We start from the raw sequence: 13,775 nt of genomic DNA, 5'->3' as shown, positions 1-13,775 counted from the left end.
TTCGCGCGGCTCCGCGAATAGCGCAAAAAAATTGAGCTCGGGAGTCTGCCAGCCGGGCAGGACCTCGAGCAAACGCCCAGCGGCGAGATCGTGCTTGCACAGGAACGCGGGCAGGCTGGCGATGCCGAGCTCGCTGACCGCCGCATCGCGCAGCAGCAACAGGTCGTTGCAGATCAGCTTGGGACTGAATTCGACGGTTATCGCCTGATCGTCGGCATGGAGCGTCCAGCGCTGGCGGCGGTCGACCGTGCCGGCGGCGAGCAGATCGAAGCGCGGCAGTTCGATGGCCGCAGCGAGCGCGACCGGATGTGCGACTGGCTACGTTGGCAGAAGCCACTTTTCCGCGAATATTTGGCCTATGCCGCGGCGAACGGCGACCATGCCCTGGAGAAGCGGCTGGTCGACGAGATGTTCGAGACCGAGGCGCGGCTGAAGAAGGAGGGTCGCGTTGCAGGCGGCCTAAGGCCGCTGCGCATGTGGAGGGGCGAGTGAACACGCTCCCCGCTCCATTCCAGCCCGCGACCCCGGCGATGATCGTCGGCCACTCGATGGCCGCGTCCACACCCCCGCTCGGGCTTGGGGAGCCGTTCGCGCTGATGGGCGGTGATCGCCTTGGCCCTGGCGGCATCGCGTTCGACCTCGGGCATGGCTGGCAACGCGATTTCGTCGATGCGGTCGCCGACGCCTGTGACGACCTTCTCGCGGCGGAGCGACCGTGGTTCAAGATGCCCGCGACGGCATTGGTTGGACGTGCCGGCTGCGGGCGGACGCACGCTGCACGGATGCTCGCATCTGCCGCGGCCGTGACGCATGTGATCCTAAACCTGTCCGATCCCGTCATCGCGATGAATGTATCGGCATCGGGCGGGATCAACGAAGCCCTGTGGGTGTCGCCGGTCGTCACCGCGATGGCCGCGACGCGGTGCGCCAATCCGGTCGTCACGGTGGCCGGTGCCGAGCACAATGCCGACGCGGCAATGGCACTGGTCGCGATGGTCGACCCGATGCTCGGGCGAGCGTGGCGCGAAGACAGGATCGCGACCAGCGTCGACTTGGGCGAGGTAAGCTGGTTCATCCAGTGCTCGGACCCGTCCAACCTCCCCTTGCCGCTGGCCGACCGCCTGCGGGTTGTCCCCATGCGGCAGAAGAATGTCGTGCCTGACACCACGATCGCGCTTTCGCTCCTGATCGAGGTGCTCGCCGATCTGGGTCTTGCCCGCAACGACCCCGCGGTCGTCTGGCACGACATCGTCGATCGCATCGACTGGCGCGGGCTCACTACCCCCGCGAAGGCCTATGCGGATCTGCGCAGCGCCGTGATCCAGGCGCAATACGACTTCGCCACCGAGCGGCACGCCACCGCCGACCTCGATCCCTACTGAGAAGGAGACTGATGATGACGACGCTCACAACCAAGACCCTCGGCGACGGCGCTGCGGTGCCGGCCGCACTGCTCCAGCACGACGTCGATCCGCCCGCGGCGACGCCCGCCGCCCATCGCGCGCCCTATTATCTGGTCGGCGAGCACGAACGCAGCAGCGCGCGCCCCGCCAACCTCGATGCCGGCCGTACGCTCGTCTGCGTCAACGGGCGCTGGCTCGGCTTACGCGGTGGCCTCGCGACGTTCGAGCAGATCCTGGCGCTCGCCTATCCCGATCTCGACCGGCCCTGGTCGACGGCGACGGTCACCTACCGCCGCGGGGCGACGGTGCGGCCCGCCGGTTCGCTCTCTCCCGGCGACGTGGTTCCCGTGGCCGATGGCATGCTGATAAACGCCAACGTCACCGTTTTGAGCTGAGAGGCGCAACCATGTCGGCATCCCCGTTCGTTTACACCGATACCGCGACCCCGCGCGCCGGGATCGACGCGGTGTCGGCGCGTCTCGCCGGCGGCACGATCGCCATCATCGGCTGTGGCGGCAACGGCTCGTACATCCTCGACCTCGTCGCCAAGACGCCTGTCGAGCGCATCCTCCTCATCGATGGCGATGTGATGGAGCAGCACAATGCGTTTCGCGCGCCCGGCGCCGCATCGCAGGCCGAAGTCAACGCCGGCATGTTCAAGGTCGATTACTTCGCGCGCATCTATGGACGGATGCACGCGTGCATCGAGGCGCACGCGGCGCACCTCGGCGCGGACAATTTCAAGTTGCTCGATGAGGTCGACTTCGCGTTCCTCTGCGTCGACAGCGTCGAGGCCCGCGCCGAGATCGTCCCGGCGCTGCAGTCGCGCGACATCCCGTTCATCGACACCGGCATCGGGCTCACCCTCGTCGACGACCAGTTGATGGGGATGGTGCGCGTCACCACGAGCACGCCTTCGGTGCGCGGCCACACGACCGCCCGTGGACGCATCCCGATCGAGACGAGCGGCGCGGAGATTTATCGCAGCAACATCCAGATTTCGGACATGAACGCGCTCGCCGCAGCACTCGCGGTGATGCGCTGGAAGCGCTTGCGCGGGTTCTACCTCGACCTCGAAGGCGAGTACCACGCGACGTTCGCGGTCGATGGCAACCATATGCTCAACGAGGACCACCGTCCGGCCGAGAAGGTCGATGGGTGACGATGTCCGGCCTCACGCTTGTTCGGCCGCGCGCGCGGCCCACGCCACCACGAGTCTCTCGGCACGAGCATCGGCCAGCGGCAGAAGGCTCGCCATCTCGGTTCGTCGCAGCGACCAGGCGAGCGAGCGCGCCATCAATCGTCGCTGACGGCGGGTGGGCCGGGCGTCGAACGAGGTGAACGCCGGGGTGGCGCCGCGCTGCGCGATTAGCTCACTCCCCAGCACGCGACAGCGCCAAACGATGACCATGCCGATCACGGTCGCGGCGATATCGACGAGCAGCAGCGGCGCCTTGAGGATCGCCAGCGAGCCGACGAGCAGAACGAAGATCATGATCATCTTGAGCGCCTTCAATTTTTCCCCAGCCCAAGCTGGATCACTTCTCCAGAGCCCTTTCCGTCTCTTCTTCACAGCTCTCGTTGCGGTCGTCGAAGCCCCCGCCTGCAGTCGCGTCGGACTTACATCGCTAGAATGGCACCCATCCCGTCAGAAGCTGACGGATGAAAGTTTCAACGGATCAAGGTCGCGCAGCAGACCCATCCACCGCCAAGAACGGCGTGGGGTTCGTTGGGGTGAGTCTGCCCGGTCCTGCAAGCGATCCCGACCCTGCAATCGTCGAATTCGTGAAGGCATTTGCTCGCGCGAACGTCGCACGCGACCGCGCCCGTCTGCGCTCGGTGTACGGCGCGGACTGATGTCGCCGAGCTTGGCCAAGCAGGTACGCCGTTCGGGGAAGCGGCTCGACCTATGCGAGCGCAAGGCGCCGGCGCACGTTCAGGCGGCATGCCGTCATTGGCAGCTGCTGCCCATCGGCAATCGAAGTGATGCTCAGAACAGTCAAACCTTCTGCCAGCCTATCGGCCTTCCCCGAACAGACGTCCGTTTCCGACGGACCGACCGAGGAGGATCGCCGCCGCGTGCGAAAGGCACGCCGCCAAGCCCGTGCGGGCGCCGCCCAGATCGAGAAAGAGCGCGAGGCGGCCCTGATGACGGTGTTCCGCACGGAGATCAGCGAGGTCGTCCGGTCAACGTCGCCACTGTTGACCTCGCTCCTCGCCATCGAGGCACTTACGCTGGACGACGCAATGGCTTTGATGAAGCCTGGGCAGTTTTGGCCGCACTGCCCCCATTTTGTTGAATCGCCCGCGCAAGCCGGCAGTCCATAGTAATATGCCACGATACTATCCGGCCGGTCTGCGGCCGATGCAAATTTGCAAGCACCCGCTCCACCATCACCGGTTTCATCGCCCGGGTGGCGACTACCTGGATATCAACATCGTCGACCACTCGCTGGAGCTTTGTGCCAGGATCAAACCGCTCTTTCTCCAGACGCGGTTCGGAGTGCTACGCGTCGAGTTGGACGATGTGCTTCCCGACACCGTCCTCATGGGCAGCATCGGCCATATGATCGACGAGATCGTCGATTATGTAGCGTGGCGCGGGCGCGGCTGGCGGATCATCGCGACGGAGGACGGGCATCCGCTGCTTCAAGGTCAGGCGCTGATCGTGGCGATGGGGTCGGAACCTTACCGAGTGACATGGCCGGAACAGGAGTAACTATGAACGCTTTCATCTACGCCCGCGCATCGAGCGGTTTGCCGAGTGCGCGCACGATCGTTGACCAGATCGCTTCATGCCGCGGACATTGCGAACGCAACGGCTGGGCCGTCGTCGGTGGCTTCGACGACAAGCGCAGCGGAAATAAAAAGCTCGAGCAGAAAGAAAGTCTTGGGTTGCGCGCCCTGCTTGGACGCATCGAGGAGGGCGGTATCGACTATGTCGTGATCGAGTCGATGGATCGCATTGCCCGTGATCCAGGCGATGCGTCCGCCATCCAAAAGCACATCGAGCGCGCCGGCGCTCGGTTGATCGGTGTTTCGGAGAGCGAGGGGACCGACATCGCCGCCGCCATCCTAGCATTATTCGACACTGCGTTTCGAGATGACCAGATCGCGAGGATCAAGCGCGGTACGTGTGCCGCCGTCGCGGCGCGGCGCGGCGATGCGTCGAGATAGATATGCAGACTGTCATCTACGCGCGGTTCTCAAGCGCCCTCCAGAATGCTCGATCCATCGAGGATCAGATAGCGATCTGCCGTGAACGGTGCGAGCGCGAGGGATGGACGGTCGTCGAGGTCTTCACCGACTACGCGATAAGCGGTGCCGCCGGCATCGACGAGAACGGCCGGCCGGGATTGAGTGCGATGCTGGCACGGATCGAAGCCGGGGGGATCGATCAGGTCGTGGCGGAAGCGACAGATCGCATCGCCCGGCACCAGGGCGACGCGTTCACGATCCGGGAACGCATCACTTTCGCGGGCGCCCGGCTCTTCACGCTCTCAGACGGCGAGGTCACCGACATCACCGCCACCTTCCGCGGGTTGATGGACGCACAGTTCCGCCGTGATCTGGCGGCCAAGATCAAAAGGGGTCAGCGCGGTACCATTTCCCAGAAGCGCTCGGCAGCGGGATTGGCTTATGGCTATCGCAAAGCCAATCGGTTCGATGATCGTGGCGAACTAATCCGGGGTCTGCGCGAGGTTGATGAAGAGCAGGGCAAGGTCGTCCGGCGCATCTTTGAGGAGTTCGCTGCTGGACAGTCGCCCCGCGCGATCGCTGAACGACTAAACCAGGACGGCGTAGAATCACCGGGCGGTCGGCTCAGTGGACCGCGATTCTGGCGGGCTTCCACCATCTATGGCGATCGCAAGCGTAAAAACGGCATCCTCCAGAACCGGCTTTACCGCGGCCAGTTGGTGTTCAACCGCACCAGGAAGGTACTCGACCCACGCACCCGCACGCACCTCATCCGCGCCAACCCCGAGAACGAATGGCTGGTCGAAGAGGTGCCGGAGCTGCGGATCGTCGACGACGCACTCTGGGATAAGGTGCAGCTCATGCTCGGCAAGGTTCAGAGTCGCGCGCCAGAAAAGAACCGACGCCCCAAGCATATCCTGTCCGGCCTCGTCACCTGCGGATCCTGCGGCGGTAGCTGGACCATCCACAGCGGAAATCGTTGGGGGTGCTCGCGTCACAAGGAGGGTGGGAAGCACGCCTGTTCCAACAACCGCATCATCTCCACCGATCGCCTTGAGACCCGGGTGCTGCATGGGCTGCAGCACTACATGCTCAACGAGAAGCTCATTGAAGTCTATGTCCAAGAATATCGCGCAGAGTTTGCGAAGCGGTCCAAAGAACTCGGTCGCGAGGGTGATCGTCTCAAAAAGCGGCACGCCGAAGCTGTCGCCAAGATTGAACGTCTGGTGGAAGCCGTCGCCAACGGCGCTGAAGACTTTGTCGAGATCCGCGACGTCCTTGCCAAGGCCCGCACCGAACGCGATCAGCTTGCGGAGCAGCTATCGCAGGTCCAGCAACTGCCGACCGTCGTGCTGCATCCTGCCGTCGTCGCCGACTAGCTAAAGACCCGATGGCGGACTTTGATGCGCCAGACAGATAGGGGCCGCGGTGTTCCCGCGACCCCACCTGTTTCCATTAATCGATCGCTTATGCCGTGACGTATTTTGTCGAGCGACGGCGGCGCGATTCGAAGCCGGCCAAGCCAAAACCGGAGATCATCAAAGCCCATGCGGCGGGCTCGGGGACGCCGGCGGACACCAGCGATGAGTTGGCAGTGACATATTCGGACGAACCAAACGCGCCAAAGGTATTCACTCGATAACGTGCATTGTTGCTCTGTTGAAAGAAGCGGACGTCAATACCGGACTGGGTGAAAAATCGCGTGCCGCTCCCATCGAGAAATCCAGCCGCATCGGTAAAGTAATTGCCGTAGCTACCAGTCGGTGCAACGATTGCCGAACCGTTGACCGAGCCACTGACGCCGGTGATCTGGTAGGCGGTGCGCCCACCGACCGTTGTGGCAGTATCTGAAGTTGTAAAAATGCCGCTTCCAGAAACCGGCTGACCAAACAACGCTTGCTGGGGAGCAAAATCAAAGTTGAATTGCAATGCGGAAGCAGGACTTGATAGCGCAGTCGCCGCAACAATGGCGGCGGCCAATAAGGACTTTGACAATGAAAATCTCCTGACCCGGCCGCGCTCATGGTTGAACGTCGGACAGGGAAGGTACGTTCAGCTCAGGATTATGGTTGCCGAAGAAAATTAACGTGTGATTCCCTTATCGGGACTCAGGACGTGCGCCGACTGATTGGGCACGAAATTCGTGACGCATGGCCCAAGCCGACGGTTCCAGCCTGTCATCGATACAAAGGCTCGGAGCATTGTCGCTCGGCGCTGTTAGGCACCTACAAGGGGCGAGTATGGGGGTGTTGTCAGACGTAATGCACCGCTGAATTCCTATCTGGTTCGCAGGCATCAGCGGGCACCGAGATCGTCCAAATCGACCTTATTCGTGCGCAATCTGTTCCGATCAGTTTTGCGAAATCGAGGCCGATCTGAGCGCCGACGAACCGGATCCCGGTTAGTTTGACAGTACCATCGGGACCCATGACGAGTCAGTGCAGCTGGGGCCGGACAAATGGCATCATCGGCGTTTCGCTGAGGTTCTTGACCCAGCGCGTGAACCCAGGGAAATTCTCGATGACCTGAAACTTACGATGGGATCCCGTGATTTCAGCGCCCAGTATCAGCAAAACCCGTTACCCATCGATGGCGGGATATGGGACTGGCGGTGGTTCCAGACGTTCGATCAGCCGCCCGAACGAGACAGCGTTACGATCGTCCAAAGCTGGGATTGCGCGTCAAAGGCCACGGAGTTCGCCGACTATAGCGTGTGTACGACCTGGGCGATCCGCAATGGCCATTATTATCTGCTCGACCTCTTTAGAAAGAGGCTGAACTTCCCCGACCTGTTTCGCGCGGTTATCGAGCAGGCCGAACGTTGGTGGCCAAAGGACCTCCTTATTGAGGACACCGCTGCAGGAATCCAATTGCATGATTTGTTGAGGTTCGAGCGTCCAAACAGGATGCCGATACCGATTAGGATTAAGCCGCATAAGGACAAGGTGACGCGGGTACACGCTGTGTCGGCAGCGGTAGAGAGCGGCCGGGTTTCCATTCCGCTGTCAGCGCCTTGGCTCGCCGAGTTGCGCGACGAGATCCTCCAATTCCCCACAGGTCGCCACGATGATCAAGTCGACAGTATTTCGCAGTTTCTTGGCTATGCGGAGCGGAAGCGTCTGCGCGGTCCGGGAGTTGTCGTCGTGCCCATGTTCGGACCGCGTGCCTACACACACAACAGCTCTAGGCCGCGTCGATACTGACCTCGCCAAAGCGATATGGCGCTAAATCCAGGGTCATCGCGCGCGATGGCTTGGGGCAGCTGTAGGCGCCCCCGTCGAGCCACGATTGGGTTGCGGTGAAGCCGTAACGGGCGCCCATGCCGATCAGTTCGTCGTGGGGTGCCAGATACCAGTCTCCATCCACGTGAAACGCGATCCAAATGTCGCGACCTTCGTATTTTCGATCGATGTACCAGCGACCCTTGAGCTGTACTTTACGAACGACACCGTCGCTTTCGCGGTAAAGGATAAAATCGACGCCGCCGTCGTATACCGGCAAGAATGCGTTGAACCCGTGTTCCAGCGCCAAGGTAACCAGCGCATTGCGGTTTATGACCTCACGCACCTGCGATTTATAACGGCTCATTGCGTGTCCTGTAGACGATCAGTGACACTGCCGTCGCTTCCGCGGCTGCCGCAGTCAACTCAAATGTCACTCATCGTCTGTAGATCGATCGGCGACAGCTTGTCTTTCTGCGGCGTGGATATTCGCAAGCGTCTTGGTGAAAATGTGCGACGGCTTCGTGGCGAGAAGGGCTGGAGCGGCACTGTCAGACCAACGGGGCAGCCACTTTCCTATCTGGTTAGGTGTGCAGCCGCTCGACTAATGTTCTGCCTTCGCGCTTACTTTGCCCTCGTTGTGTACCGCGAAGACAGACAGCACAATCTCGGGATTTTATGAATCTTGTGGGCTAATGAACCAGATACTGGTTAGTTTGACAGTACCCTCGCGGCAGTTGGATATTGTTTTGGGGGTCTTTGCGTCCTCGACCTTGCCAGGTCCGGCCAAGATGTCCTGGGAGTAGTCAGTTTCCACGGCGTCTATGATCGACCCAGCTATGTCAACGTCCATCCAATGAGCGCCAAAATACTGGTTGCTCACGGTTGGAACGATCCACTCGGGCCGCCAGATGCCGTGGTTGGACTGGCCCGAGAGCTCACCGACGGGCACGCTGACTGGCAGCTTCACGCTTATGGCCAAGCGGGACATGGGTTCACTGACCCGAGTGCAGACTCTCTACGTCCCGGGTTCGGATACGACGAGAGGGCTGATCGACGCAGCTGGGAAGCAACAAGGAATTTCCTCGCTCATTTATTTAGCGAGGCGCCTGCCTAGATCGCTTGCGGACCAAAGGACGTACCTGTGACGAGGGTGCTGTCAAACTAACCAGGATCTGGTTCGTTTGACAGCACCCTGGCGAGGAAGCCATAGCCATAGCCGTTCGAATGAACGCCGCCCGCGTGCCAAACGCTGATGGCGAACATTCCAGTAAACTCGTCGTTCACCCGCAGCCCGGTTTAATTCGGGCCGCAGCGGCGTTCGCCCAGGCGCATCGGCATTGAACCCAACAAATTTAGTGGAATACAGCTGAATTTCCTGCCGCTACACTTCTATTCGGAGGATCGACATGGCTTTAGTTGACAATTTAATGCGATTGTCTCCCGTAATCCCGGTGCTGGTAATAGACGATCTGGCGCATGCTCAACCGATCGCGCGGGCGCTGGTCGCGGGTGGCCTTCGCGTGATCGAGGTGACGCTGCGGACGCCGTGCGCGCTTGAAGCAATTCGCGAAATGAAAGGTATTGAAGGCGCGATCGTTGGCGCTGGAACGGTGACCAGTCCCGATCAGCTGGCACAGGCGGTCGATGCGGGGTCCGAGTTCATCGTGGCGCCGGGTTTGACCGAGCGGCTGGGCCGCGCGGCGACCGACAGCAAAGTGCCGTTTCTCCCTGGCGTCGCCACTGCCGCGGATATCATGCTTGGGCTCGACCTCGGGCTGACGCATTTTAAGTTCTTCCCGGCAATGGCCGCAGGTGGGCTGCCGGCGCTCAAGGCACTGGCTGCGCCATTCTTCCAATGTCGCTTCTGCCCGACGGGCGGGATCACGGAAGCGACCGCGCCCGAATGGCTGGCGTTCGATCCGGTGCTGTGTGTCGGTGGCAGCTGGGTGGTGGGCAAAGGTGCGCCCGACGAGACGGCGATCGAAAGTGCGGCGCGCAAGGCCGCCGCGTTGTGAGCCTCAATTCGGTCGTCGAGGCGGTCACAGGACGTATCGTCAAGCGCAGTGCGGAAAGACGTGCCGCATATCTCGACCTGATCGAGCGGGCGCGGGACGAGGGTGTCAATCGCCCGCAGCTCGCCTGCGGCAACTTGGCGCATGGCTTTGCAGCGTCCGGCGAAGACAAAGCAGCCATTCGTGGCGGGACGCGACCCAACATCGGGATCATTACCGCGTTCAACGACATGCTGTCGGCGCATCAGCCGTACGAACGCTATCCTAATCAGATTAAGATTTGGGCGCGCGAGGTTGGCGCCACAGCCCAAGTCGCGGGCGGCGTTCCCGCGATGTGCGACGGGGTGACGCAGGGTCAGATGTCGATGGAGCTGTCATTGTTCAGCCGTGACGTCATCGCGCTGTCGACGGCAGTCGCGCTGTCGCACGGCATGTTCGAGAGTGTGATGATGCTCGGCATCTGCGACAAGATCGTACCGGGCCTGCTAATCGGCGGGTTACGCTATGGTCATTTGCCGATGATCCTCGTGCCCGGCGGGCCGATGCCATCAGGCCTCGCCAACAAGGAAAAAGCACGCGTCCGCCAGCTATTCGCGGAAGGTAAAGTCGGTCGCGCTGAATTGCTGGAGGCCGAAAGTGCGAGCTACCACGGAGCAGGTACCTGCACATTTTACGGGACTGCCAATTCCAACCAAATGATGATGGAGATGATGGGGCTACACATGCCCGGCTCCAGCTTCGTGTTGCCGGGCTCCAAATTGCGTCAGGAATTGACCCGCGCCGCGACGCATCAGGTCGCGAAGATCGGCTGGGACGGCGACGACTATCGCCCGCTCGGGCAGTGCGTCGACGCCAAGTCGATCGTCAACGCCTTGGTCGGGCTGCTAGCGACGGGCGGATCGACCAATCACTGCATCCATCTGCCCGCGATTGCGCGCGCTGCGGGGATCGTCATCGACTGGACCGACATGGACGAACTCGGCCGCGTTGTGCCGCTGATCGCCAGCGTCTATCCCAATGGCGGCGGCGACGTGAACGACCTTGCCGCGGCGGGGGGCATGCCCTTTGTCATTCGGGAATTACTCGATGCGGGGCTCGCGCATGACGACATCATGACGGTTTATGGCGCCGGGCTACGCGCGGGTGCGAAGGAGCCGGTGATGGACGGCGACGCGCTCGCTTTCACCGAGCCGCCGGCTTCGTGCGCCAATCCCGCAATCCTCCGTCCGGTCAGCGATCCGTTTCAGCCCGAAGGCGGGCTTCGCCTGCTCGAAGGCAATTTAGGGCGCGCGTGCATCAAGGTCAGCGCGGTCGACCCGTCGCGCTGGTCGATCGAGGCGCCGTGCCGCGTGTTCCATGAACAGGCAGATGTGATCCACGCCTTCAAGGCGGGCGAACTCGACCGCGACGTGATCGTCGTCGTGCGCTTTCAGGGGCCGGCGGCGAACGGCATGCCCGAACTGCACAAGCTCACGCCCTCGCTGGGGGTGCTGCAGGACAAGGGGTTCCGCGCTGCGCTCGTCACCGATGGCCGAATGAGCGGCGCGAGCGGCAAGGTGCCCGCGGCGATCCACGTGTCACCCGAAGCCTATCTTGGCGGCCATCTCGGCAAGCTCCGCGATGGCGATGTGGTTCGTGTCTGCGCCGAAAGCGGCGAGCTAACGGCCTTGGTCAGCGCCGACGAATGGGATGCGCGCGAACAATGCCGGCGCCCGGATTTCAAACCGGGCGTTGGCCGCGAACTCTTTTCGCTAATGCGTCATCACTGCGACCCGGCTGAACTCGGCGGATCGGCAATGCTGCACGAAGCAGGCATCTAGGCTTAATAGGGTGCTGTCATGTCTGGACGGCGCCCTGCGATCAAGGGTGAAGTTGGGTTAGTCGACGGTCGCGGGTGCGGTCATGTCTCCGGCCTTTGATTGTGGGGTAATCCACTGGCCCTGATGTTTGTCCGCTGATCTGCTTGCCCCTATTCAGTCTAGCGCGCTTGCGTTGCGCAGACAGCACCTCGGGCTTGGCAGATTGTGTCCGGTTGTGTCGCATCACCTCATGGTCACCCGTGATTATTGAGCGCTATGGCAGGCGTGAAGTTTACCTTCAGACCTTGGCAGCGCGATAGAATGTGCCAGTCGTCATGACCGCATAGACGATACGGGCAAGCTTGTTGGCGATGGCGACCGCGACCAGCTTGAACGGCTTGGTCTCCATCAGCTTTTGCGCCCAAGAGCGGAGTGGATCAGCATGCCGCGCGCGGTGGAAGAGCACAGCGTGCGCGCCCACGACCAGCAGCTTTCTCAGGTAGCCGTTGCCCATTTTGGAGATCCGTCCGAGCCGAGGCTTGCCGCCCGACGAGTTCTGTCGCGGTACTAGCCCCAGGAACGCGGCGAACTGCCGCGGCCCTGCGAAGCCGGATGGATCGCCAACGCTGGCAACCAGCGCCGAGGCTGTGACCGGACCGATGCCCGGGATCGACATCAGCGCAGTAGCAACCGGATCGGTTTTGGCCAGCCTGGCGATGGCGGCATCGGCCTCCTTGATCTCGGTATCGAGGTGCTCGAGCTGAGTGACCAGTGGTAACAAAGCCCTCGTCACGGCCTGCGGGATGGACACATCGCCATTACCTACGAGGTCGGCAAGCGCGCGGGCATGAACCGGGCTTTGTGCCGCGATAATACCGATCTCGGCGAGATGCCCACGGAGGCCGTTGAGGATCTGGGTCCGCTGACGTACCAGCATCTCGCGCACCTTGTGGTGCATCAGCACCGCCTGGTTGTCGATGGACCGGACTTTGACGAAGCGCATCGAGGGGCGTGTCACGGCTTCGCAGATCGCTGCCGCATCGGCCGCATCGTTCTTCTGGCGCCTGACATATGGCTTCACATAAGCCGGTGGCATCAGGCGAACATCGTGCCCCAATGCCATGAGTTCGCGTCCCCAATGATGCGCAGAACTGCAAGCTTCCACACCAACGAGACACGCCGGCAGCGAGGCGAAAAAGGAAAGAAGATCGCGCCGCCGAACTTCCTTTGCAAGGATTACCCGGCCCTGCACATCGACGGCGTGGATGAAGAACACATGCTTGGCCAGGTCGAGGCCAACCGTCGTGACAGACGACAAATCGATGGGTAATTTACTCATGGACGGCGCCCCTGTGCGAGATCGCTTTGACAACGATCACAGACTGGCAGCGGGTTCTTCCGAATCAACTGCCAATCAGAGCGCCGTCCACACCATCAGTCTAAATGGGGCAGCTGCTAGCCGCCTTGCATGACACGCCGATCGAGAGCCAAGCCGCCCAGTCCGTTTCGGCGGTTCAATTCGTCGCCCGAGGTGATCCGTCTGGTGGTGATGATGTACGTCCGGTTCTGCTGTCGCTACGGAATGTCGAGGATTTGCTGTTCGAGCGCGGCGTTGATGTTTGACATGAGACGAACCGGTTCTGGTGGAACCGGTTCGGGCCGATGTTTGCCGCCGACATTCGTCGTCAGCGAGTGAGCGCTATGCGCGGCTTTCGTCTGTGGCGCTGGCACCTCGATGAGGTGTTCGTGAACATTAACGGAGAAACCCACTACCTCTGGCGCGCCGTCGATCACGAGGGTGAGATCCTTGAGAGTTACGTCACGCGGACGCGCGACAAGGAAGCCGCACTCCGCTTCATGAAGGCCCAGGCCGCGTCTCGCCTTGGTCTTGAAACCGGTCTAGACCAAGCAGGGCATGCTGGCTGCTCGACGTCTCCGCCGAGACTGACCGCAGTCCCGCCCCCGTTGCTGGAGTATCACGATGAAGAAGCTTTGGCCCGCGCCGACCAAGACCGGTCCGCGAACGGCACTCGACCGATGGGGGATGCTGGGCATCAGCTTGACGACGGCGGCGATCATCGCAGCAGTGCTCTATTTCGCCGGCGCGTTCATGCGGTCGACCGGCTGAATGGGGCGCGG

Annotated in this window: 15 protein-coding genes and 3 pseudogenes; 13 read left to right on the top strand and 5 right to left on the bottom strand. The window is 61.9% G+C overall.

What is annotated here, in order from left to right; genetic code table 11:
• Positions 1–12 precede the first annotated feature (12 nt).
• A pseudogene (locus tag ACM9ME_RS13205) lies at positions 13–264 on the bottom strand (LysR substrate-binding domain-containing protein); the annotation flags it as partial.
• Positions 265–488: 224 nt separating this feature from the next.
• Here ACM9ME_RS13205 and ACM9ME_RS13200 point away from each other — a divergent pair.
• From ACM9ME_RS13200 to ACM9ME_RS13190, 3 genes are read left to right on the top strand one after another with little or no spacing between them, the layout of a single operon-like run.
• Positions 489–1,382: a P-loop NTPase family protein gene (locus tag ACM9ME_RS13200; protein ID WP_415643923.1), complete on the top strand. Its 894-nt coding sequence runs from the start codon at positions 489–491 to the stop codon at positions 1,380–1,382.
• Positions 1,383–1,393: 11 nt separating this feature from the next.
• Positions 1,394–1,798, top strand: coding sequence for a hypothetical protein (locus ACM9ME_RS13195; protein ID WP_415643922.1), 405 nt, complete (start codon positions 1,394–1,396; stop codon positions 1,796–1,798).
• 11 nt (positions 1,799–1,809) lie between these two features.
• The gene (locus ACM9ME_RS13190) at positions 1,810–2,565 is read left to right on the top strand and encodes a ThiF family adenylyltransferase (protein WP_415643921.1); all 756 of its coding nucleotides are present in this window, start codon (positions 1,810–1,812) and stop codon (positions 2,563–2,565) included.
• Between the two features lie 12 nt (positions 2,566–2,577).
• Here ACM9ME_RS13190 and ACM9ME_RS13185 read toward each other — a convergent pair whose 3' ends face one another.
• The gene (locus ACM9ME_RS13185; RefSeq protein ID WP_415643920.1) at positions 2,578–2,919 is read right to left on the bottom strand and encodes a hypothetical protein; all 342 of its coding nucleotides are present in this window, start codon (positions 2,917–2,919) and stop codon (positions 2,578–2,580) included.
• Positions 2,920–3,386: 467 nt separating this feature from the next.
• Between ACM9ME_RS13185 and ACM9ME_RS13180 the strand changes: the two genes are divergently transcribed.
• The 4 genes from ACM9ME_RS13180 (at position 3,387) to ACM9ME_RS13165 (ending at position 5,980) form a co-directional block, all read left to right on the top strand.
• Complete coding sequence (locus tag ACM9ME_RS13180) at positions 3,387–3,731, top strand: hypothetical protein (protein ID WP_415643919.1); 345 nt, start codon at positions 3,387–3,389, stop codon at positions 3,729–3,731.
• A gap of 175 nt (positions 3,732–3,906) precedes the next feature.
• The gene (locus tag ACM9ME_RS13175) at positions 3,907–4,122 is read left to right on the top strand and encodes a hypothetical protein (RefSeq protein WP_415643918.1); all 216 of its coding nucleotides are present in this window, start codon (positions 3,907–3,909) and stop codon (positions 4,120–4,122) included.
• A gap of 2 nt (positions 4,123–4,124) precedes the next feature.
• Entirely contained in the window at positions 4,125–4,580 is a 456-nt protein-coding gene (locus ACM9ME_RS13170) for a recombinase family protein (protein WP_415643917.1), read from the top strand.
• Positions 4,581–4,582: 2 nt separating this feature from the next.
• Positions 4,583–5,980 (top strand): recombinase family protein, encoded by a 1,398-nt coding sequence (locus ACM9ME_RS13165; protein WP_415643916.1) that lies wholly within the window; start codon positions 4,583–4,585, stop codon positions 5,978–5,980.
• 88 nt (positions 5,981–6,068) lie between these two features.
• On the opposite strand, the gene ACM9ME_RS13160 is transcribed toward ACM9ME_RS13165, so the two are convergent.
• Positions 6,069–6,596, bottom strand: coding sequence for a PEPxxWA-CTERM sorting domain-containing protein (locus tag ACM9ME_RS13160; RefSeq protein WP_415643915.1), 528 nt, complete (start codon positions 6,594–6,596; stop codon positions 6,069–6,071).
• A 443-nt stretch (positions 6,597–7,039) separates the two neighbouring features.
• On the opposite strand from ACM9ME_RS13160, the gene terL reads away from it, so the two are divergent.
• Positions 7,040–7,804, top strand: a complete 765-nt coding sequence (terL, locus tag ACM9ME_RS13155) for a phage terminase large subunit (protein WP_415643914.1) — start codon at positions 7,040–7,042, stop codon at positions 7,802–7,804.
• Here terL and ACM9ME_RS13150 read toward each other — a convergent pair.
• Positions 7,785–8,189: a hypothetical protein gene (locus tag ACM9ME_RS13150; protein ID WP_415643913.1), complete on the bottom strand. Its 405-nt coding sequence runs from the start codon at positions 8,187–8,189 to the stop codon at positions 7,785–7,787. The two genes, terL and ACM9ME_RS13150, sit on opposite strands and share 20 nt — an antisense overlap.
• 372 nt (positions 8,190–8,561) lie before the next feature.
• On the opposite strand from ACM9ME_RS13150, the pseudogene ACM9ME_RS13145 reads away from it, so the two are divergent.
• The 3 genes and pseudogenes from ACM9ME_RS13145 to edd all read left to right on the top strand — a co-directional run.
• Positions 8,562–8,939: pseudogene (locus ACM9ME_RS13145) on the top strand (dienelactone hydrolase family protein); the annotation flags it as partial.
• 292 nt (positions 8,940–9,231) lie between these two features.
• Positions 9,232–9,840 carry a bifunctional 4-hydroxy-2-oxoglutarate aldolase/2-dehydro-3-deoxy-phosphogluconate aldolase gene (gene eda / locus ACM9ME_RS13140; protein ID WP_415643912.1) on the top strand — a complete coding sequence of 203 codons (609 nt, stop codon included), beginning with the start codon at positions 9,232–9,234 and terminating at the stop codon, positions 9,838–9,840.
• Positions 9,837–11,657 carry a phosphogluconate dehydratase gene (gene edd, locus ACM9ME_RS13135; RefSeq protein WP_415643911.1) on the top strand — a complete coding sequence of 607 codons (1,821 nt, stop codon included), beginning with the start codon at positions 9,837–9,839 and terminating at the stop codon, positions 11,655–11,657. The genes eda and edd overlap by 4 nt, the downstream gene beginning before the upstream one ends.
• A gap of 277 nt (positions 11,658–11,934) precedes the next feature.
• On the opposite strand, the gene ACM9ME_RS13130 is transcribed toward edd, so the two are convergent.
• Positions 11,935–12,975, bottom strand: a complete 1,041-nt coding sequence (locus tag ACM9ME_RS13130) for an IS110 family RNA-guided transposase (RefSeq protein ID WP_415643979.1) — start codon at positions 12,973–12,975, stop codon at positions 11,935–11,937.
• Between the two features lie 129 nt (positions 12,976–13,104).
• On the opposite strand from ACM9ME_RS13130, the pseudogene ACM9ME_RS15480 reads away from it, so the two are divergent.
• Positions 13,105–13,499, top strand: a pseudogene (locus ACM9ME_RS15480) (IS6 family transposase); the annotation flags it as partial.
• Positions 13,500–13,617: 118 nt separating this feature from the next.
• On the top strand, positions 13,618–13,764 hold the full coding sequence (locus tag ACM9ME_RS13115; protein ID WP_415643983.1) for a hypothetical protein: 147 nt from the start codon (positions 13,618–13,620) through the stop codon (positions 13,762–13,764).
• The last annotated feature ends 11 nt before the right edge of the window (positions 13,765–13,775 follow it).

This window comes from Sphingomonas antarctica (genome assembly GCF_965137005.1).
Classification (GTDB): Bacteria; Pseudomonadota; Alphaproteobacteria; order Sphingomonadales; family Sphingomonadaceae; genus Sphingomonas_O; species Sphingomonas_O antarctica.
This window is presented reverse-complemented; position numbering and strand designations above follow the sequence as displayed.